Consider the following 19609-nt stretch of genomic DNA (forward strand, 5'->3'; position numbering starts at 1 on the left):
GCGGGTCACTCCTCGCCCTGTGCCTGGATCGCCGTAATGGCCACGGTATTGACGATGTCCTGGACGAGCGCGCCCCGGGACAGATCGTTGACGGGCTTGCGCAGGCCCTGGAGGACCGGGCCGACCGCCACCGCGCCCGCCGAGCGCTGCACGGCCTTGTACGTGTTGTTGCCGGTGTTCAGGTCCGGGAAGATCAGCACCGTCGCCTGGCCCGCCACCTCGGAACCGGGCAGCTTCGTCGCCGCGACGCTCGGCTCCACCGCGGCGTCGTACTGGATGGGGCCCTCGATCATCAGGTCCGGGCGGTTCGTGCGCACCCGGTCCGTCGCCTCGCGGACCTTGTCGACGTCGGCGCCCGAGCCCGAGGTCCCGGTCGAGTACGAGAGCATCGCGATGCGGGGCTCCACGCCGAAGCGGGCGGCGGTGACCGCGGACTGCACGGCGATGTCCGCGAGCTGCTCCGCGTCCGGATCCGGGTTGACCGCGCAGTCGCCGTACACCAGGACCTTGTCGGCGAGGCACATGAAGAAGACGGACGAGACGATCGAAGCGTCGGGCTTGGTCTTGATGATCTCGAAGGCCGGCCGGATCGTCGCCGCCGTGGAGTGCACGGCGCCGGAGACCATGCCGTCCGCGAGTCCTTCCTGGACCATCAGGGTGCCGAAGTAGTTGACGTCCGAGACGACGTCGTGCGCGAGCTCGACCGTCACCCCGCGGTGGGCGCGCAGCTGTGCGTACCGCTCGGCGAAGGCCTGGCGCAGCTCGGAGGTCTGCGGGTCGATCAACTGGGTGCCGGCCAGGTCGATGCCGAGGTCGGCGGCCTTCTTGCGGATGACGTCGGGGTCTCCGAGCAGCGTGAGGTCGCAGACGTCGCGCCGCATCAGCACGTCGGCGGCGCGCAGCACCCGCTCCTCCGTGCCCTCCGGCAGCACCACCCGGCGGCGGTCCGCGCGGGCCTGCTCCAGCAGTTCGTGCTCGAACATCATGGGCGTGACCCGGCCGCTGCGGGCGACCGAGATCCGGTCGAGGAGTGCGGTCGTGTCGACATGTCGCTCGAAGAGCCCGAGTGCTGTCTCGGCCTTGCGCGGCGTCGCCGCGTTCAGCTTGCCCTCCAGGGCGAAGAGCTCCCCGGCCGTGGGGAAGGAGCCACCGGCCACCGAGACGACCGGGGTGCCCGGTGCGAGCCGCGCGGCCAGCTTGAGTATCTCCTCGCCCGGCCGCTCGTTCAGCGTCAGCAGCACGCCCGCGATGGGGGGCGTCCCGGCGCTGTGCGCGGCGAGCGAGCCGACCACCAGGTCGGAGCGGTCCCCGGGCGTCACCACCATGCAGCCCGGCGTCAGCGCCTTCAGCAGGTTCGGCAGCATCGCGCCGCCGAACACGAAGTCCAGCGCGTCCCGCGCAAGACCCGCGTCGTCGCCGAGCAGCACCGTGCCGTCCAGCGCCGCGGTGATCTGCGCGACCGTCGGCGCGGAGAGCGCCGGGTCGTCGGGCAGTACCGAGCAGGGCACCGGCAGCGTGGCCGAGAGCCGCTCCGCGATGACGTCGCGGTCCGCGGAGGCGACCCGGTTCACGATCATGGCGAGGACGTCGCAGCCGAGACCGGCGTACGCGCGGTAGGCGTTCCGGGTCTCGGCCCGTACGGACTCCGCGTCCTGGTCCTGGCCGCCCACCACCGCGATCACCGAGGCGCCGAACTCGTTGGCGAGGCGGGCGTTCAGGGCCAGCTCGTCGGGGAGCTGCGTGGCGGCGAAGTCGGTGCCGAGGACCAGTACCACCTCGTACGCGGCGGCCACCCGGTGGAAGCGCTCGACGAGCCGGGAGACCAGCTCGTCCGTACCCTGTTCCGCCTGGATCGCGGAGGCCTGGTGGTAGTCGAGGCCGTAGACGGTCCCCGGGTCCTGCGAGAGCCGGTAGCGGGCCCGCAGCAGTTCGAAGAGCCGGTCGGGGTCGTCGTGGACCAGGGGCCGGAAGACCCCGACCCGGTCCACCTGACGCGTCAGGAGCTCCATGACTCCCAGGTCGACGACCTGGCGGCCGTCTCCCCGGTCGATCCCGGTCACGTACACGCTGCGCGTCACGCGTGCTCTCCCGTCATCTCTTGTCCGGTATGTTGTCCGGTTCGGGTGGTATCGCCTGTTTGACGATACCTGCGGGGACCGAAAGGCCGCCCGCCGGACGAAAGCCCCTGGTCGCAGCCGTCGTGGCCACCGCCGCAGCCGGTCCGGCAGCCCATGGAGCAGCCGAAAGCGCGAGGTACGGACCTGACGTGGGACAATCCTCGTGACTCACGGTACGGGGGATGACGCCGTTGCCCCGTTCCGCACAGCACAGGACGGGCCCCACGGCCCGTCCGGCGGACGAGGATCCAGCGAACAGGAGATACCGCACGATGCGCATCGGAGTTCTCACCGCAGGCGGCGACTGCCCAGGCCTGAACGCAGTGATCCGGTCGGTCGTGCACCGTGCCGTGGTGGGTCACGGTGATGAGGTCATCGGGTTCGAGGACGGGTTCAAGGGCCTCCTCGACGGGCACTTCCGGCCCTTGGATCTCAACGCGGTGAGCGGCATCCTCGCCCGCGGCGGCACCATTCTCGGCTCGGCCCGCCTGGAGCGCGACCGGCTGCGCGAAGCCGCCGAGAACTGCGCCGAACTGAGCCGCCGTTACGGCATGGACGCACTGATCCCGATCGGTGGCGAGGGCACCCTCACGGCTGCCCGGATGCTGTCCGACGCCGGTATGCCCGTCGTCGGCGTTCCGAAGACCATCGACAACGACATCTCCGCCACCGACCGCACCTTCGGCTTCGACACCGCGGTGGGCGTCGCCACCGAGGCCATAGACCGCCTGAAGACCACCGCCGAGTCCCACCAGCGCGTCATGGTCGTCGAGGTGATGGGCCGCCACGCGGGGTGGATCGCGCTGGAGTCCGGCATGGCCGGCGGTGCGCACGGCATCTGCCTGCCCGAGCGGAAGTTCCAGGTCGAGGACCTGGTCAAGATGGTCGAGGAGCGCTTCGCGCGCGGAAAGAAGTTCGCGGTCATCTGCGTCGCCGAGGGCGCGCACCCGGCCGAGGGCTCCATGCCGTACGCCAAGGGCGCCATCGACCAGTTCGGCCACGAGCGCTTCCAGGGCATCGGCAACCGCCTGGCCGTCGAACTGGAGACCCGGCTCGGCAAGGAGGCCCGCCCCGTCATCCTGGGCCACGTGCAGCGCGGTGGCACCCCGACCGCGTACGACCGGGTGCTCGCCACCCGCTTCGGCTGGCACGCGGTGGAGGCGGCCCACCGGGGCGACTTCGGGAACATGACGGCCCTGCGCGGCAACGACATCCAGATGGTGCCGCTGGCCCACGCGGTCACTCAGCTCAAGACCGTGCCCCTGGACCGGATGCACGAGGCCGAGTCGGTCTTCTGAGCCGGCACCGGCGCGGTGGGGTGACCCGGCGGGCCGCCCCGGCCGCCCCGGCCGCCCCTGGCGACCGGGGCCCGTCCCGCGAGGGGCGGGATCCGCCGGGCCCCGTGGCAGACGTGGAGCGGCTGCGTGTGACCATGCCGCCATGACATCTGGCCGGATCATCTTCCTCAACGGCACGTCCAGTTCGGGGAAGTCGTCCATCGCCCGGGAGCTTCTGGACATTCTGGACGACGGCGTCTTCTTCCACCTGGCGGTCGACAGCTTCAACGCGATGCGCAGCAAGCGGGAGCTCGCTCAGGAGGAGCTCGACTCCGCACTGCGGCGGACCAGGATGGGCTTCCACCGCTCGATCGCGGCCATGGCCGGAGTGGGCAACGACGTCGTGGTGGACCACGTGCTGAGCGAACCCTGGCGACTGCTCGACTGCCTCGCCGTGCTGCCGCCCGAGGACGTGGTGTTCGTCGGCGTCCACTGTCCGCCGGACGAGCTGATCCGCCGCGAGGCGGCCCGGGGCGACCGGCCGCAGGGCCTCGCGGCGCACCAGTACGACCTGGTCCACGCCCACGGCGACTACGACCTGGAGTGCGACACCGGCGCGGCCGGCCCACGCGCATGCGCACAGCGCATCAAGGACTTCCTGCCGCACCGGCCGCACCCCACCGCCTTCACCCGCCTGCGCCGCTCCGCCGCCCTGTCCGGCGCCCGATCCTCGCTCGCTCAGCCGCCGTACGGGGCGGACGTCGCCGGCTGACCTGCGGCTCTGTACGGCCTTCGCGGTCCTCCGGGAGCGGCCGCGGGAGGCCGGGGCCCACGGCGGACCGTCCGACGGGCCCGGTGCGTCCTACGCCTCCGCCGTCTCCCAGAAACGGTCCACGATGCCCGCGAGGAAGGCCCGGCCGGTGTCCCCGGTCGCGCCCGCCCGCTCCGTGCCCGTACTGCTCCAGCTGAGCGTGGACACCATCAGCGCCTGATAGTCGGCGTGCAGCCGCTCCAGAGCGCCCTGGACCAGCGGGCGGTCCAGGGGCGCGAGTTTCGACACCGGTCTGACGTACGCCTGCCAGCGGGTCTTCACCGCGCTGCACAGCAGCTCCGCGAGTTCCTCGTCCCGTCCGGAGACCGTCACGAACGCGGCGGCGTCGAGTCCCAGCGCCTCGCTGAGGGCGGCGGACTGGCGCTCGTTGCCGCGCCAGCGGCCCAGTTCCTCCATCCGCAGATACGCGGACGCGGAGATCCCGAGCCGGCCCGCCAGGTCCTCCGCGGTCAGCTCCCGGGCGACCCGGTGCTCGCGCAGCGTACGGGCGGCGGTGAGGAGTTCGCCCGGCGCGCACCACAACACACCTGCCAGGGCGGTGAGTTCGTACTCGCTCGGCGAGGCGAGTCCGCGCTCCCAGGCGGCGACCGTCTCGGCGCTGATCCGAAGGCCGTACTGGGCGCCGAGACCGTAGGCGACATGGCCGGGAGCCATCCCCAGGGCCTCGCGCAGTCTGCGCGCGGCGGGGGCGTTGAAAGGCGGGGTGGGGTGCACGGCCCCACCGTAGGAGGCCGGACGCGGTCTGACTACGGTGTGTTCACACCGGACCACGGCTCGTAGGAACGTCCAGACGACCGCGAGGCCCCTTCCGGGCCGCTGCGTCCCTGGTCAGCGCCCCTCCGCCCGCCACCGGTAGTGCAGTTCCGGGCGCCCGATCTGTCCGTACTGTGGACTGCGCACCGCCCGCCCGGCCGTCACCAGGTGTTCCAGATAGCGGCGCGCGGTGATGCGCGAGATGCCGAGCTCCACAGCGGCCGCCGCCGCGGTCACGCCGTCCGGGGACGCCCGCAGCACGCGGGTCACCGCCTCCAGCGTGGGGCTGCTGAGGCCCTTGGGAAGACGGGCGGGCTGCGGGGCGCGCAGGGCGGCCAGCGCACGGTCCACCTCGTCCTGGCCGCTCGCCTCACCGGCCGCCGCGCGGAACTCGGCGTAGCGGACGAGCCGGTCGCGCAGCGTGGCGAAGGTGAACGGCTTCAGCACGTACTGGACGACGCCGAGCGAGACCCCTTCGCGGACCACGGCCAGATCGCGGGCCGAGGTCACCGCGATCACATCGGCCCCGTGCCCGGCCGCACGCAGCGACCGCAGAAGCTGCAGCCCGTGCCCGTCGGGCAGATACAGGTCGAGGAGCAACAGGTCGACCGGCACGCGGTCCAGGGCCCGCGCCGCCTCGGCCCGGGTGTGCGCGACGGCCGCCACGGTGAAGCCCGGGACACGGTCCACGTACAGCTGATGGGCGTCGGCTGCGACGGGGTCGTCCTCGACGACCAGCACCTGGATCACGGGGTTCTCTCCTTCTGTGCATCGCCGCACCGCGGCAGCGGCAGCCGTACGGTGAATTCCGCGCCGCCGTCGGGCCCCTGCTCCAGCACCACCGCCCCGCCGTTGCGGTGCGCGGCCTGCCGGACGAGCGCGAGGCCGAGCCCACGGCCGGTCCCGTGCGTCGACCAGCCGCGGCGGAACACCTCCGTGGCGTCAGCCGGTCCGACGCCCGCCCCGCTGTCGGCGACGCGCAGCAGGAGCTCCCCGTCGCCGGCGAGTGCGGTGACCGTGACCCGGGCGCGGGCCGGGCGCGGGCCCGTGCGCTGCGCGGGAACGCCGCCGCCGTCGGCGTCGGGTCCCGTCAGCGCCTCCGAGGCCGCGTCCACCGCGTTGTCGATCAGATTGCCGAGGATGGTCACCAGATCGCGCTGCGGCAACGTGACGGGCAGCGCCCCGTCGTCGATCAGGCTGTCGTCCGCCAGGACCAGCTCCACCCCGCGCTCGTTCGCCTGGGCGGCCTTGCCGAGCAGCAGCGCCGCCAGCACCGGTTCACCGACCGCGCCCACGACCCGGTCGGTGAGGACCTGCGCCAGCTCCAGTTCGGCCGTGGCGAAGCCGACTGCCTCTTCCTCCCGGCCCAGCTCGATCAGCGAGACCACCGTGTGCAGCCGGTTCGCCGCCTCGTGCGCCTGCGAGCGCAGTGCCTGGGTGAACCCGCGCTCCGAGTCCAGCTCGCCGGACAGCGCCTGGAGTTCCGTGTGATCGCGCAGGGTGATGACGGTGCCGCGCCGCTCCCCGCCCACCACCGGGCGGGTGTTGACCACGATCACCCGGTCCGCCGTCAGATGCACCTCGTCGACCCGTTCCTCGGAGGCGAGCAGAGCCCCGGTCAGCGGTGCCGGCAGATCGAGGTCCGCGACCCGGCGCCCGACCGTGCCGGGGGCCAGTCCCAGCAGCTCTCTGCCCGCGTCGTTGATCAGGGCGATCCTGCGCTGCCCGTCGAGCATCAGGAGCCCCTCGCGCACCGCGTGCAGCGTGGCCTCGTGGTAGTCGTGCAGCCGGCTCAGCTCGGTGGCGTTCATCCCGTGGGTGTGCCGCCGCAGCCGGGCGTTGATCACGTACGTGCCGAGGCCGCCCAGCGCCAGTGCCGCGCCCGCCGCCAGCCCCAGCGCGCCCAGCTGGGCACGTACCTGCGAGGAGACCCGCTCGACCGTGATGCCCGCACTGACGAGGCCGACGATCCTGCCGCCGTCCCGGACCGGCGTGACGACCCGTATCGAGGGGCCGAGCGTGCCGGTGTACGTCTCCGAGAACGTCTCGCCGCGCAGGGCCCGCGCGGTGTGGCCGAGGAAGCTCTCACCGATCCGCTCGGCGTTCGGGTGCGTCCAGCGGACCCGGTGCGGATCCATGATGGTGACGAAGGCGATGCCGGTGTCCTTGCGGACCTGCTCCGCGTACGGCTGGAGCACGGCCGACGGGTCCGGGGTGCGGATCGCCTCCCGTACCGACGGCGAACCGGCGATCGCCAGCGCGGCCGTCCGCACCTGCCGGGTCGCGGTCTCCTTGGCCTGACCGCTGCCGGAGACGTACGCGAAGAAGGCGCAGCCCGCCACCACCGCCGCGACCAGCACCACCTGCATGGCGAAGAGCTGGCCCGCCAGGCTCCGTGGGCGGGTGCGGGGGAGACGGATGCGCATCTCCACAGTCTGCCTGGCCGAAAACCGAAGAGGGACCGGCCGCCGGGGGACGGCGTCGCCGGGCCGGTCACGTGCACCTGCCGCGTCGGCGTCCACCGGCACGGCTCCGGCGTGGCTCGATTCCTCCGCCTTGCGGCCGCCTGCGCCCGGCCTCGTTCGTCCCAGCCGGCCCCCGATGGCCGGTGCCTCTCGTGAACGAAATGCACGCAAGGGTGACCACCGTCACAGGGGACGGGATAGTCGCCGGGGCCCCCAGGGACGGGGGAGGGACAAGGACGAGCCGAGGAGACCCCCGTGGGAGTGGCCACCGCCAAGCGGGACCGTACGAAGTATCTGTATCTCGCCGTGATCGTGGCGGTGGGACTCGGCATCCTGGTGGGCCTCGTCGCCCCGGATGCCGCCGTCGAGCTCAAGCCGATCGGAACCGGCTTCGTCAACCTCATCAAGATGATGATCTCGCCGATCATCTTCTGCACGATCGTGCTGGGGGTCGGCTCCGTACGCAAGGCCGCCAAGGTCGGCGCCGTCGGAGGGCTGGCCCTCGGCTACTTCCTGGTGATGTCGACCGTCGCCCTGGCCATCGGCCTGGTCGTCGGCAACATCCTGGAACCCGGCTCCAGCCTCCACCTCACCGAGGCGGCCCGCGCCGCGGGCGAGAAGCAGGCCTCGGGGGCCAGCGAGTCCACCGCGGACTTCCTGCTCGGCATCATCCCCACCACCATGGTCTCGGCCTTCACCGAGGGCGAGGTCCTGCAGACCCTGCTCATCGCGCTGCTCGCGGGCTTCGCGCTCCAGGCCCTGGGCTCGGCCGGTGAACCGGTCCTGCGCGGCATCGGCCACATCCAGCGGCTCGTCTTCCGCATCCTCGCCATGATCATGTGGATGGCCCCGGTCGGCGCGTTCGGCGCGATGGCGGCAGTGGTCGGCGAGACCGGCGTGGACGCGTTGAAATCCCTCGCGGTCATCATGATCGGGTTCTACGTCACCTGTGCGCTCTTCGTGTTCCTGATCCTGGGCACGATCCTGCGGCTGGTGGCCGGGGTCAACATCTTCTCCCTGCTGAAGTACCTGGGCCGGGAATTCCTGCTCATCCTCTCCACCTCCTCGTCCGAGTCGGCCCTGCCGCGGCTGATCGCGAAGATGGAGCACATGGGCGTCAGCAAGCCCGTCGTCGGCATCACCGTGCCGACCGGCTACTCCTTCAACCTCGACGGCACCGCGATCTACCTCACGATGGCCTCGCTCTTCATCGCCAACGCGACGGGCGACCCGCTGAGCGTGAGCGAGCAGATCTCGCTGCTGGTCTTCATGGTGATCGCCTCCAAGGGCGCGGCGGGCGTCACCGGCGCCGGCCTCGCCACCCTCGCGGGAGGCCTCCAGTCGCACCGCCCCGAGCTGGTGGACGGTGTCGGTCTGATCGTCGGCATCGACCGCTTCATGAGTGAGGCCCGCGCGCTCACGAACTTCGCGGGCAACGCGGTGGCCACGGTGCTCGTCGGGACCTGGACCAAGGAGATCGACAGGGAGCGGGTGGACCAGGTCCTGTCCGGAGCTCTCCCGTTCGACGAGAAGATGATCACGGACGAGGGCCCCACGGAGCCGCACGTCCCCGAGGCCAGGGACGGCGGCGAGGAGCAGCCCTCGCTCGCGAAGGTGTAACGCTCTGCCGATGCGGCCGGTACGGGATTCCCGGGCCGGCCGCATCCGTCTGTCACCGGTCACATCGCCGGGCCGCGCCTCAGCCGTACGGGATGTGCACGACCGACTGGTTGCCGACGCCCACCGTGCTCGTGCCGTTGCCGATCGCGTTCCAGATCTCGATCCTCACCTTGCCGTTGACCAGGTTGCCGTGGCTCCCGGTGGACGACTTGAGTCCCTTGGCCTGGGTGTAGTGCTCGTACCCGTTGACCGGATCGGTGGCGAAGTACTGGTACGTCTCCGTGCGGTCCCAGGTCCCGTCGCCCGTCCGGTCGTAACTCACCCGCACCTGCTGGCCGTTCGCGATGGTGGTGCCCGAGTCGGCGAACACGTCGAACTGGGTCGAGCCGCCGTCGTACGCCCGGGTGATGCCGGTGGCGGTGAAGGTCTGCGGGCTGTGCGGGGTGCCGTCGTAGTTGCCGCCCCCGGCCGAGGCGACCGTCACCGCCGAGGCTGCGGACTGGGTGGCGCCGAGACCGCCGGCGCTGCGCAGGGCGAGGGTGGAGGAGCCGGACGGCGGATCCGTGGGCGGGTCGGTGGGCGGCTCGGTGGTGCCTCCGCCCTTGGTCCAGACGCCCACGTAGTCCACCAGCATCGGCCGGCCCGGCACGGTCTCGGCCGTCGGGGTGGAGCCGCCGAGCGCGTTCGGGAAGGCGCCGCCGATCGCGAGGTTCAGCAGCAGGAAGTAGCCGGCGTGGTCCGTCATGTTCGCCCACGTCGCCGCGTCCAGCTGGCTCTGGGTGACGCTGTGGAAGAGCTGGTCGTCGACGTACCAGCGCAGGGCGTTGGGGGTGACGGCGCGGTCCCACTCGAAGCGGTAGGTGTGGAACGCGGACTGGCAGCTCGCCCCGGGGCAGGTACGGCTGTTGCCGAGCCCGGTGGTCTCGTTGCAGGGGCCGCCCGGGTTGACGCCGCAGTGCAGTACGCCCCAGACGGAGTTGATCCCGTTGACGTTCTCCATGATGTCGAACTCGCCGATGCCCGGCCAGTTCCAGTAGTTGCCCCGGTACGGGGAGCCGAGCGCCCAGAACGCCGGCCAGTAGCCGAGGGCCGCGTTGCCGGTGACGTTCGGCATCTGCACGCGGCCCTCGATGCGCAGGGTGCCGCCGGCCGGGGCCTTGAAGTCGGCCCGCTTGGTCTCGATGCGGCCCGAGGTCCAGTTGCCCGCGCCGTCGCGCAGCGGGGTGATGCGGAGGTTGCCGCTGCCGTCGAGGCTGACGTTGTCGGGGCTGGAGGTGTAGTTCTGGATCTCGCCGGTGCCCCAGTTGCCCGGGCCGCCGGGGTAGCCGTGACCCGTGTCGATCTGCCAGTTCGCGGAGGACGGCAGGCTGCGGTTCGCTCCGTTGAAGTCGTCGCTCCACTGCAGGTTCCAGCCGGACGCCGGCGGCACGTCGCCGCGTGCGGGCCCGGAGCCCGCGACGGTGACGGCCCCGGCGAGGGCGAGGGCCAGAGCCGTGAGGGCGGCGAGGACGGTGGTGCGTCTGTGGGGGGTGGTGCGGCTCGTACGCAAGGGAACCTCCGGTGGGGACGGTGCCGGGAAGGTTGTCGTTGAGAGCGCTCTCAGGATTATTTAGTTGCACCCGGACCAGTCGTCAATGACTTCGGCCGCTTTACTTCCCGAAGGTTGCTGACGCCCCTTGCCTTGACGCCGACGTCAAGGATTACCGTCGGGGCATGCGAATCGGGGAGCTGGCCGAACGCGCCGGAACGACGACACGGACGCTGCGGTACTACGAGTCACGGGGCCTGCTGCCCGTGCGCCGGGCGGAGAACGGCTACCGCACCTACGACGAGGGCGACCTGCGGCTGATCCAGCAGATCCGGACCCTTCAGGACTTCGGATTCGACCTGGAGGAGACCCGCCCCTTCGTCGAATGCCTGCGCGCCGGCCATCCGGCGGGCGACTCCTGCCCGGCCTCGCTGGCCGTCTACCGGCGCAAGCTCGGCGAGCTGGACTCGCTCATCGGCCAGCTGCAGTCGGTCCGCACGGAAGTGGGCGCCCAACTGGCCCGCGCCGAACTCGAGGCCTCGGCCGAGCTGCCGGGCGGCCCCGAACCGCTATGTGAACTGAGACCGATCGGTCCGAACCGGAAGGACAAGGAATGATCCACGCAGAAGGTGTCGCCGAGGTCACCGACACGACGTTCGACGCGGAGGTCCTGGCAGCCGGTCTGCCGGTCCTGGTCGAATTCACCGCCGACTGGTGCGGCCCCTGCCGCCAGCTGGCACCTGTGCTCAGCGCGATCGCCGAGGAGGAAACGGGCCGGCTCAAAGTGGTGCAGATCGACGTGGACCACAACCCGGCGATCACGAGCCGTTACGCGGTCCTCTCGATGCCGACCCTGATGGTCTTCCAGGACGGCGCACCGGTGAAGTCGATGGTGGGCGCCCGCCCCAAGCGGCGGCTGCTCCAGGAGCTGGAGGATGTGCTTCCGGCGTCGGTCTGACGCACGTACGACGGCCCGGGGCCCGCACCACGCGTTCGTGGTGCGGGCCCCGGGGCAGTAGCCGTACGGTCAGGCCGGGCGCAGCCACACCGTCGCCAGCGGCGGGAGCGTCAGCGTGATGCTGGTGTCCCTGCCGTGCGCCGCCACCGCCTCGGGCTTCAGCTGCTCCTCGTTGCGCACGTCGCTGCCGCCGTAGCGCAGCTCGTCCGTGTTCAGGACCTCCACCCAGGCCTCCGGCCCGTCCGGAACCCCGATGCGGTAGTCGTGCCGCACCACCGGGGAGAAGTGCGAGACGGCGATCAGCGGTGATCCGGCGGCGTCGTACCGGACGAACGCGAAGGCGTTGTCCTCCGCGGCGCCGCCGTCGATCCAGCTGAAGCCCTCCGGGACGGTGTCGCGCTGCCAGAGCGCGGGCGTCGCCCCGTACACGGTGTTGAGGTCGCTGACCAGGGTCCGTACGCCGCGGTGGTCGCTCTCCGCCGCGTAGGAGGGGTCGAGCAGCCACCAGTCGGGGCCGTGGCCCTCCGACCACTCCGCTCCCTGGGCGAACTCCTGCCCCATGAACAGGAGCTGCTTGCCGGGGTGGGCCCACATGAAGCCGAGATAGGCGCGGTGGTTGGCGCGCTGCTGCCACCAGTCACCGGGCATCTTGCTGACCAGCGACCGCTTGCCGTGCACGACCTCGTCGTGCGAGATCGGCAGGACGTAGTTCTCGCTGTACGCGTACACCATCGAGAAGGTCATCTCGTTGTGGTGGTACTTGCGGTGCACCGGCTCCTTCGACACGTACTCCAGCGAGTCGTGCATCCAGCCCATGTTCCACTTCAGCCCGAAGCCGAGACCGCCGAACCCGCCGGGGCCCACATGGTGGGTTGCACGGGTGACACCGTCCCAGGCGGTGGACTCCTCCGCGATGGTCACGACACCGGGGTTGCGCCGGTAGACCGTCGCGTTCATCTCCTGGAGGAAGGCCACGGCGTCGAGGTTCTCCCGGCCGCCGTGCTCGTTCGGGGACCAGTCCCCGTCCTCGCGGGAGTAGTCGAGGTAGAGCATCGAGGCGACCGCGTCGACCCGCAGCCCGTCGATGTGGAACTCCTCGCACCAGTAGGTGGCGTTGGACACGAGGAAATTGCGCACCTCGGTGCGGCCGTAGTCGAATTCGAGCGTGCCCCAGTCGGGGTGCGCGGCCCGCTGCGGGTCCGAGTGCTCGTACAGCGGGCGGCCGTCGAACTCGGCGAGTGCCCATTCGTCGCGCGGGAAGTGCGCGGGCACCCAGTCCACGATGACGCCGATCCCGGCTCCGTGCAGCGCGTCCACGAGGAAGCGGAAGTCGTCGGGCGAGCCCATCCGGGACGTCGGGGCGTAGAAGCCGGTGACCTGATAGCCCCACGAGCCGCCGAAGGGGTGCTCCGAGACCGGCATCAGCTCGACGTGGGTGAACCCCAGATCACGTACGTACGCGGGGAGTTGCTCGGCAAGCTGGCGGTAGGTGAGACCGGGGCGCCAGGACGGCAGGTGCACCTCGTAGACCGAGAGCGGCGCCTCGTGCACGGGGACGTCCCCGCGGTGGGCCATCCACTCCTGGTCCTGCCAGACGTGATGGGCGGCCGTCACGACGGAGGCGTTGGAGGGCGGGACCTCGGCATGGCGGGCCATCGGGTCGGCGCGCAGTGTGTGCGATCCGTCCGGGCGGCAGATGTCGAACTTGTACAGCGCCCCTTCCCCGATCGCCGGCAGGAACAGCTCCCACACTCCGGTGGAGCCGAGCGAGCGCATCGGGAACCCGGTGCCGTCCCAGTAGTTGAAGTCCCCGCTGACCCGCACTCCGCGGGCGTTGGGTGCCCAGAGGGTGAACCTGGTGCCGGTGACGCCCTGGTGCTCCATCGTCCGGGCACCGAGCGCCGTCCACAGCTCCTCGTGCCGGCCCTCGCCGATCAGATGCAGATCGAGGTCGCCGAGCGCGGGCAGGAAGCGGTACGGATCGTGGATCTCGATCTCGTTGTCGTCGTAGGCCACCAGGAGCCGGTACTCGGGGACCGCCGGCATCGGCAGGAGCCCGGAGAAGAACCCGTCGCCGTCGTCCAGTAGTTGGGCCCGCAGACCCTTGGCGATCACGGTGACCGAGCGCGCGAACGGGCGGAGCACCCGGAAGGTGATGCCGCCGCGGATCTGGTGGGCGCCGAGCAGGTCGTGCGGGGCGTGGTGCTCACCCGCCAGGAGCCGCGCCCGGTCCCCGGCGTCGAGCGCACCGGCCGGGCGGACGCCCTGCCCGCCTGCGCGGCGGGGCCGCGGCGGGGCCGCTGCCTTTCTGGCCCGCTTGACCGGCGGCGCCGCGGCAGCGGCGGGTGGTGCGTCCGCCTCCGCCGGTGCGAGGGTCCCGGTGGCCGGGCCGGCGGCTTCCGCATGCTCGGCGGGGGCCGCGGAGAGGGGGGCGTCGGTGGTGGTCGGAGCGGGATCGGACCCGTTGCGGGACGACTTACGGGCGGTCACAGGGACAGCCTCCTCGGAGGGTGTGGGTGGGTGGGACGGAATGGGGGCCGGGCGGGCCGTGCCGTTCAGTCGGCGTCGGCCGCCAGCCGGTGGATCGCGGCCATCGGGACGGGCAGCCAGTCGGGCCGGTGCCGGGCCTCGTACAGCACCTCGTAGACCGCCTTGTCGGTCTCGTGGGCGCGCAGCAGCTCCGGCTCGTCGCGGGGGTCGACGCCCGCGGCCTTGGCGTAGCCGTCGCAGTAGGCGGTCCGGCAGCGCGCCGCCCATGCGGCGTTCCAGGGCCGGTGCGAGCGGGCCGCGTAGTCGAAGGAGCGGAGCATTCCGGCGACGTCGCGCGCCGGGGGCTGCGGGCTGCGGCGCTGGGGGAGGGGGCAGGCCGGCTCACCCTCGAAGTCGATCAGTGACCAGAATCCGTCGGTGCCGCGCAGGGTCTGGCCCAGGTGGAGATCGCCGTGCACCCGTTGGGCGGGCCACCCTCCGCCCCGGTGGCCCAGCGCCGTCACGGCGTCGAAGGCGGCGCGCAGTCCGGGGACGTACGGCAGCAGTTCGGGTACCGCGTGGGCGGCGGCCTCCAGTCGCTGCACCATGCCTGCCGCGAGCTCGTCGGTCTGGGAGCGGCGCAGGGACGGCGTGGGCAGCGCGGCGGCCAGCGCGGTGTGCACCTCGGCGGTGGCCCGGCCGAGCGCGTGGGCCTCGTGCGTGAAGTCGTCCCCCGCCGCGAGCGCGCTCAGCGCGAGCTGCCAGCCGTCCTCGGCGCCTCGCAGGAACGGCTGGAGCACGCCGAGCGTGAGGCGTTCCGGTGCCGCGGCCTCGAACCACGCGACCGGCGCGGGGACGCGACCGCACCCCTGGCGGGAGAGCGCGAGCGGCAGTTCCAGATCGGGGTTGGTGCCCGGGAAGACCCGGCGGAAGATCTTGAGGATGTAGGAGTCGCCGTACACGAGCGAGGAGTTGGACTGCTCGGTGTCCAGTACCCGGGGGGTCAGGGCGAGGGGGATCGGCTCCGTCCCCCGGCCGAAGCGCAGGGCGCCGAGGCCGCCGGGTGTGCGCAGCCGCTCCAGCAGGAGTGCGGCCAGGCGCGGATCGTGCAGACCCTCGTAGACAGTACGGCCGGCCAGCGGGCCGTCCGTCACCCGGCCGATGAGGGCGGGCGCCAGCCGTGGGGGCAGCGCGGAGCGCACGCCGAGCAGCAATTGGTAGCAGTCCGGTGGTGGCTGGTCGGGCATGGTGGGCTGATGGGCCCGCACCAGGAGGTGCAGGAGACCCGGTCCGGCGGCGCCGGAGTCCACCGGCAGTATCTCGGTCGCCGAGACGAGTGAGAAGGCGGTGATGGGCCGCCCCTTGCCCGCGAACCACCGCTGCCGGGGCAGCCATTCGTGGAGCAGCGGTCCGAGAGACGGGAGCAGGGCTGTGCTGTTCGCCAGGGTGACCTGAGCGGATGCAGCCTCCGACATGGCATCGCGTCCTTTCCCCGGGCACACCACAGGATGCGAAGAGTGTCCCGGATTGCGGCTTTGGCTGTCCGGCTGTGCGGGACGTGTCGGGTCAGGATGGTCCGTACGGACTCGACTCGGGGTGATCGAAACGCCAGGAGCGCCCAGGAAGGTTCCGGAAGTGCTCGATATGGGGTGAAGGGTGCCCCGTGCGGGGCGGCGGAAACCGCCCCGCTGGTGCCGCTCCTGCTCAGGCCGGCGGCGCGTCCTTCCGCAGCCGGAACCAGTAGAAGCCGTGTCCGGCGAGAGTCAGCAGGTAGGGCCACTGACCGATGGCGGGGAAACGCACCCCGCCGATCAGTTCCACCGGATGGCGCCCGTTGAAGGACCTCAGGTCGAGCTCCGTCGGCTGTGCGAACCGCGAGAAGTTGTGCACGCACAGCACGAGATCGTCCCCGTGCTCACGGGTGAAGGCGAGCACGGCGGGGTTGGAGGAGGGCAGTTCGTTGTACGAGCCGAGGCCGAACGCCGGGTTCTGCTTGCGGATTTCGATCATCCGCCGGGTCCAGTGCAGCAGCGACGACGGCGAGGCCATCGACGCCTCGACGTTGGTGACCTGGTAGCCGTAGACCGGATCCATGATCGTGGGGAGGTAGAGCCGCCCCGGATCGCTGGAGGAGAAGCCGGCGTTGCGGTCGGGCGTCCACTGCATCGGGGTGCGTACGGCGTCCCGGTCGCCGAGCCAGATGTTGTCGCCCATCCCGATCTCGTCCCCGTAGTAGAGGATCGGTGACCCGGGCAGGGACAGCAGCAGGGCGGTGAACAGCTCGATCTGGTTGCGGTCGTTGTCCAGCAGCGGCGCCAGCCGGCGCCGGATGCCGATGTTGGCCCGCATCCGCGGATCCTTGGCGTACTCCGCGTACATGTAGTCGCGTTCTTCGTCCGTGACCATCTCGAGCGTCAGCTCGTCGTGGTTGCGCAGGAAGATGCCCCACTGGCAGTTCTTCGGGATGGCCGGGGTCTTGGCCAGGATTTCCGAGACCGGGTAGCGGCTCTCGCGCCGTACGGCCATGAAGATCCGCGGCATCACCGGGAAGTGGAACGCCATGTGGCACTCGTCGCCGCCGGCCTGGTAGTCGCCGAAGTAGTCGACGACGTCCTCGGGCCACTGGTTGGCCTCTGCGAGCAGCACGGTGTCGGGGTAGTTGGCGTCGATCTCCTTGCGGACCCGCTTGAGGAAGCCGTGCGTCTCCGGGAGGTTCTCGCAGTTGGTGCCCTCGCGCTGGTAGAGATAGGGCACGGCGTCGACGCGGAATCCGTCGATCCCGAGGTCCAGCCAGAAGCGCAGCGCGGAGATGATCTCCTCCTGCACCGCCGGGTTCTCGTAGTTGAGGTCGGGCTGGTGCGAGAAGAACCGGTGCCAGTAGTACTGCTTGCGCACCGGGTCGAAGGTCCAGTTGGACGTCTCCGTGTCGACGAAGATGATCCGGGCGTCCTGGAACTGCTTGTCGTCGTCGGCCCAGACGTAGTAGTCGCCGTACGGACCGTCGGGGTCGGTACGGGACTGCTGGAACCAGTCGTGCTGGTCGCTGGTGTGATTCATGACGAAGTCGATGATCACGCGCATGCCGCGCTGGTGCGCGGCGTCGACGAACTCGACGAAGTCGGCGAGGTCACCGAACTCCGGCAGCACGGCCGTGTAGTCGGACACGTCGTAACCGCCGTCGCGCAGCGGGGACTTGAAGAACGGCGGCAGCCAGAGGCAGTCGACGCCCAGCCACTGCAGATAATCCAGTTTGGCGGTGATCCCCTTCAGGTCTCCGATGCCGTCGCCGTTGGAGTCCTGGAAGGACCGGACGAGGACCTCGTAGAAGACGGCACGCTTGAACCAGTCGGGATCGCGGTCCTTGGCCGGGGTGTCCTCGAACGTGTCGTGGACGGGCTCATTGACGATCATGGTGTGGGTGACCCTCCGGTCGGCGGGGACGGTCGCAGGACGGCGATGTGCGCGGGCGTGACGCCCGGTTCCAGACGCACATAGAAGGTCCTGCCCCAGTGATAGGAATGGCCGGTGAGCTCGTCGCGCACCGGCACGCTCTCGTGCCGGTCGAGGCCGAGTTGCGGCATGTCCAACGAGACGGTCGCCTCCTGGGTGTGGTGCGGGTCGAGGTTGACGACCGTCAGAACGATGTTCGAACCGGAGCGCTTGCTGTACACGATCAAGGCTTCGTTGTCGGACGAGTGGAAGTGCACGTCACGCAGCTGCTGCAGCGCCGGGTTGCGGCGCCTGATCCGGTTGAGTGCGGTGATGAGCGGAGCCAGCGAACGGCCCTCACGCTCGGCGGCTTCCCAGTCCCTGGGCCGGATCTCGTACTTCTCCGAGTCGAGGTACTCCTCACTGCCGTTGCGGACCGGGGTGTTCTCGCACAGCTCGTACCCCGCGTACACCCCCCAGGACGGGGAGAGGGTCGCCGCGAGCACCGCCCGTGCCTCGAAGGCCGGCCGGCCGCCTTCCTGGAGGTAACCCGGAAGGATGTCGGGGGTGTTCACGAAGAAATTGGGCCTCATGAACGAGGCCGATTCACCGGACAGCTCGGTCACGTAGTCCGTGATTTCCTGCCGGGTGTTGCGCCAGGTGAAGTAGGTGTACGACTGCTGGAATCCCACGGTGGCCAGGGTGTGCATCATCGCGGGACGGGTGAACGCCTCGGCCAGGAAGATCACATCGGGATCGGTGCGGTTGATGTCGGCGATCACCTTTTCCCAGAAGATCACCGGCTTGGTGTGCGGATTGTCCACCCGGAAGATACGTACGCCGTGATCCATCCAGAAGCGCAGGATGCGTACGGTCTCCGTGACGAGCCCCCGCAGATCCTTGTCGAAGGCGATCGGATAGATGTCCTGGTATTTCTTCGGCGGATTCTCCGCATAGGCGATGGTGCCGTCCGCCCGGTGATGGAACCATTCGGGGTGCTCCTTCACCCACGGATGGTCGGGCGAGCACTGGAGGGCGAAGTCCAGCGCGATCTCCATGCGCAGGGTGCGCGCCGCCTCGACGAAGTGGTCGAAGTCCTCCAGGGTGCCGAGATCCGGGTGGACCGCGTCATGGCCGCCCTCGGCGGAACCGATCGCCCACGGCACCCCCACGTCGTGCGCGGCGGGGGAGAGGGAGTTGTTGGGCCCCTTGCGGTGGGTGGTCCCGATGGGATGGATGGGCGGGAGGTAGACCACGTCGAACCCCATGGCGGCGACCGCGGGCAGCCGTTCGGCCGCCGTGCGGAACGTGCCGCTGATGATCCGGGGCGGTTTCGGGGCCGCGGCGGCCTTGGCCCGAGTGCCCTTGCGGGGCGCCTTCGCGGGTTCGGTCCTGGCCCCCTCGGAACGGGGGAACAGCTCGTACCAGGAGCCGAACAGCGCCCGGCGGCGCTCGACGAGGAGCGGGTGCGGGCGGGACGCCGTGACCAGCTCGCGCAGGGGGTGGCGGGCCAGCGCCTCGTGCGCCTCGGGCGTCAGGGCCGCGGCCAGCCGGGCGGCGGCCGGCCGGGACGTGTCGCGCAGGGCGTCGACCGCGGCCAGCACCGCCTCGCGGCCGTCGCGCTTCGGCACGCCCTCGGCGGCCCGCTCGTACAGCTCGGCGCCCTCGGCCAGGACGAGTGCGGTGTCGATCCCCGCCGGGATCTTGATCTTCGCGGCGTGCCGCCAGGTGGCGACCGGGTCGCTCCACGCCTCGACCGTGTACGTCCAGCGGCCCTCCGCGTCCGGAGTCACCTCGGCGCCCCAGCGGTCCGTGCCCGGCGCGAGCTCGCGCATCGGCGTCCACGGCCCGGGACGCCCGCTCGGATCCCGCAGCACGACATCGGCCGCGACCGCGTCATGGCCCTCGCGGAAGACGGTAGCGGTGACCTGGAAGGTTTCACCGGCGACGGCTTTGGCGGGCCTTCTGCCACAGTCGACGAGCGGACGGACGTCGAGGACGGGAATACGACCGATCATGGAATCACCTGGGGACTGGAGCTCGGACTCGACAGGGTGCGAAGCAGGCGCGGAAGCCTGGACGCGCGCGTCGCGATTGTGGGGTTCGGTCCTTTCTAGCTGCTCCGTCGACGACTGATGGGGTGTGGGCATGGCCGCTCCTG

14 protein-coding genes are annotated in these 19609 nt (G+C 70.9%); 5 read left to right on the top strand and 9 right to left on the bottom strand.

Features of this window, described 5'->3' with window-relative positions; translation table 11 throughout:
* Positions 1–5: 5 nt before the first annotated feature.
* Positions 6–2078, bottom strand: coding sequence for a phosphate acetyltransferase (pta, locus tag ABZ434_RS09840; protein ID WP_359133586.1), 2073 nt, complete (start codon positions 2076–2078; stop codon positions 6–8).
* A 311-nt stretch (positions 2079–2389) separates the two neighbouring features.
* Between pta and ABZ434_RS09845 the strand changes: the two genes are divergently transcribed.
* Together ABZ434_RS09845 and ABZ434_RS09850 are read left to right on the top strand one after the other, a co-directional pair.
* Complete coding sequence (locus ABZ434_RS09845; RefSeq protein WP_359133589.1) at positions 2390–3415, top strand: ATP-dependent 6-phosphofructokinase; 1026 nt, start codon at positions 2390–2392, stop codon at positions 3413–3415.
* 142 nt (positions 3416–3557) lie between these two features.
* Positions 3558–4166: an AAA family ATPase gene (locus ABZ434_RS09850; RefSeq protein ID WP_359133592.1), complete on the top strand. Its 609-nt coding sequence runs from the start codon at positions 3558–3560 to the stop codon at positions 4164–4166.
* A gap of 90 nt (positions 4167–4256) precedes the next feature.
* Here ABZ434_RS09850 and ABZ434_RS09855 read toward each other — a convergent pair whose 3' ends face one another.
* The 3 genes from ABZ434_RS09855 to ABZ434_RS09865 all read right to left on the bottom strand — a co-directional run bounded on the left by ABZ434_RS09855 (position 4257) and on the right by ABZ434_RS09865 (position 7399).
* On the bottom strand, positions 4257–4880 hold the full coding sequence (locus ABZ434_RS09855; RefSeq protein ID WP_359133719.1) for a helix-turn-helix transcriptional regulator: 624 nt from the start codon (positions 4878–4880) through the stop codon (positions 4257–4259).
* Positions 4881–5054: 174 nt separating this feature from the next.
* Complete coding sequence (locus ABZ434_RS09860; protein WP_359133594.1) at positions 5055–5729, bottom strand: response regulator; 675 nt, start codon at positions 5727–5729, stop codon at positions 5055–5057.
* On the bottom strand, positions 5726–7399 hold the full coding sequence (locus ABZ434_RS09865) for an ATP-binding protein (RefSeq protein WP_359133722.1): 1674 nt from the start codon (positions 7397–7399) through the stop codon (positions 5726–5728). The genes ABZ434_RS09860 and ABZ434_RS09865 overlap by 4 nt, the downstream gene beginning before the upstream one ends.
* A 300-nt stretch (positions 7400–7699) precedes the next feature.
* On the opposite strand from ABZ434_RS09865, the gene ABZ434_RS09870 reads away from it, so the two are divergent.
* Positions 7700–9064, top strand: a complete 1365-nt coding sequence (locus tag ABZ434_RS09870; RefSeq protein WP_359133597.1) for a cation:dicarboxylase symporter family transporter — start codon at positions 7700–7702, stop codon at positions 9062–9064.
* 79 nt (positions 9065–9143) lie between these two features.
* Here the strand turns inward: ABZ434_RS09870 and ABZ434_RS09875 are convergent, their stop codons facing one another.
* A complete protein-coding gene (locus tag ABZ434_RS09875) occupies positions 9144–10613 on the bottom strand; it encodes a glycoside hydrolase family 16 protein (RefSeq protein WP_359133600.1) in 1470 nt (489 codons plus the stop codon).
* 164 nt (positions 10614–10777) lie between these two features.
* Between ABZ434_RS09875 and ABZ434_RS09880 the strand changes: the two genes are divergently transcribed.
* Together ABZ434_RS09880 and trxA are read left to right on the top strand one after the other, a co-directional pair.
* Positions 10778–11209, top strand: coding sequence for a MerR family transcriptional regulator (locus ABZ434_RS09880; protein WP_359133602.1), 432 nt, complete (start codon positions 10778–10780; stop codon positions 11207–11209).
* Positions 11206–11550 carry a thioredoxin gene (trxA, locus tag ABZ434_RS09885; RefSeq protein ID WP_359133605.1) on the top strand — a complete coding sequence of 115 codons (345 nt, stop codon included), beginning with the start codon at positions 11206–11208 and terminating at the stop codon, positions 11548–11550. The genes ABZ434_RS09880 and trxA overlap by 4 nt, the downstream gene beginning before the upstream one ends.
* Before the next feature lie 69 nt (positions 11551–11619).
* Here the strand turns inward: trxA and glgB are convergent, their stop codons facing one another.
* The 4 genes from glgB to ABZ434_RS09905 form a co-directional block, all read right to left on the bottom strand.
* The gene (gene glgB / locus ABZ434_RS09890; protein ID WP_359133608.1) at positions 11620–14040 is read right to left on the bottom strand and encodes a 1,4-alpha-glucan branching enzyme; all 2421 of its coding nucleotides are present in this window, start codon (positions 14038–14040) and stop codon (positions 11620–11622) included.
* A gap of 65 nt (positions 14041–14105) precedes the next feature.
* Positions 14106–15494, bottom strand: a complete 1389-nt coding sequence (locus ABZ434_RS09895) for a maltokinase (RefSeq protein WP_359133610.1) — start codon at positions 15492–15494, stop codon at positions 14106–14108.
* A 229-nt stretch (positions 15495–15723) separates the two neighbouring features.
* The gene (gene treS / locus ABZ434_RS09900) at positions 15724–17430 is read right to left on the bottom strand and encodes a maltose alpha-D-glucosyltransferase (protein ID WP_359133613.1); all 1707 of its coding nucleotides are present in this window, start codon (positions 17428–17430) and stop codon (positions 15724–15726) included.
* The gene (locus ABZ434_RS09905; protein ID WP_359133616.1) at positions 17427–19466 is read right to left on the bottom strand and encodes an alpha-1,4-glucan--maltose-1-phosphate maltosyltransferase; all 2040 of its coding nucleotides are present in this window, start codon (positions 19464–19466) and stop codon (positions 17427–17429) included. The genes treS and ABZ434_RS09905 overlap by 4 nt, the downstream gene beginning before the upstream one ends.
* Positions 19467–19609 lie beyond the last annotated feature (143 nt).

This window comes from Streptomyces sp. NPDC005761 (genome assembly GCF_040630635.1).
Classification (GTDB): domain Bacteria; phylum Actinomycetota; class Actinomycetes; order Streptomycetales; family Streptomycetaceae; genus Streptomyces.

Coding starts and splice junctions, on each gene's coding strand:
- ABZ434_RS09880 (WP_359133602.1), top strand. CDS start 10,778: ATGCGAATCGGGGAGCTGGCCGAACGCGCCGGAACGACGACACGGACG.
- ABZ434_RS09855 (WP_359133719.1), bottom strand. CDS start 4,880: ATGGCTCCCGGCCATGTCGCCTACGGTCTCGGCGCCCAGTACGGCCTT.
- ABZ434_RS09895 (WP_359133610.1), bottom strand. CDS start 15,494: ATGTCGGAGGCTGCATCCGCTCAGGTCACCCTGGCGAACAGCACAGCC.
- trxA (WP_359133605.1), top strand. CDS start 11,206: ATGATCCACGCAGAAGGTGTCGCCGAGGTCACCGACACGACGTTCGAC.
- ABZ434_RS09905 (WP_359133616.1), bottom strand. CDS start 19,466: ATGATCGGTCGTATTCCCGTCCTCGACGTCCGTCCGCTCGTCGACTGT.
- treS (WP_359133613.1), bottom strand. CDS start 17,430: ATGATCGTCAATGAGCCCGTCCACGACACGTTCGAGGACACCCCGGCC.
- ABZ434_RS09850 (WP_359133592.1), top strand. CDS start 3,558: ATGACATCTGGCCGGATCATCTTCCTCAACGGCACGTCCAGTTCGGGG.
- ABZ434_RS09845 (WP_359133589.1), top strand. CDS start 2,390: ATGCGCATCGGAGTTCTCACCGCAGGCGGCGACTGCCCAGGCCTGAAC.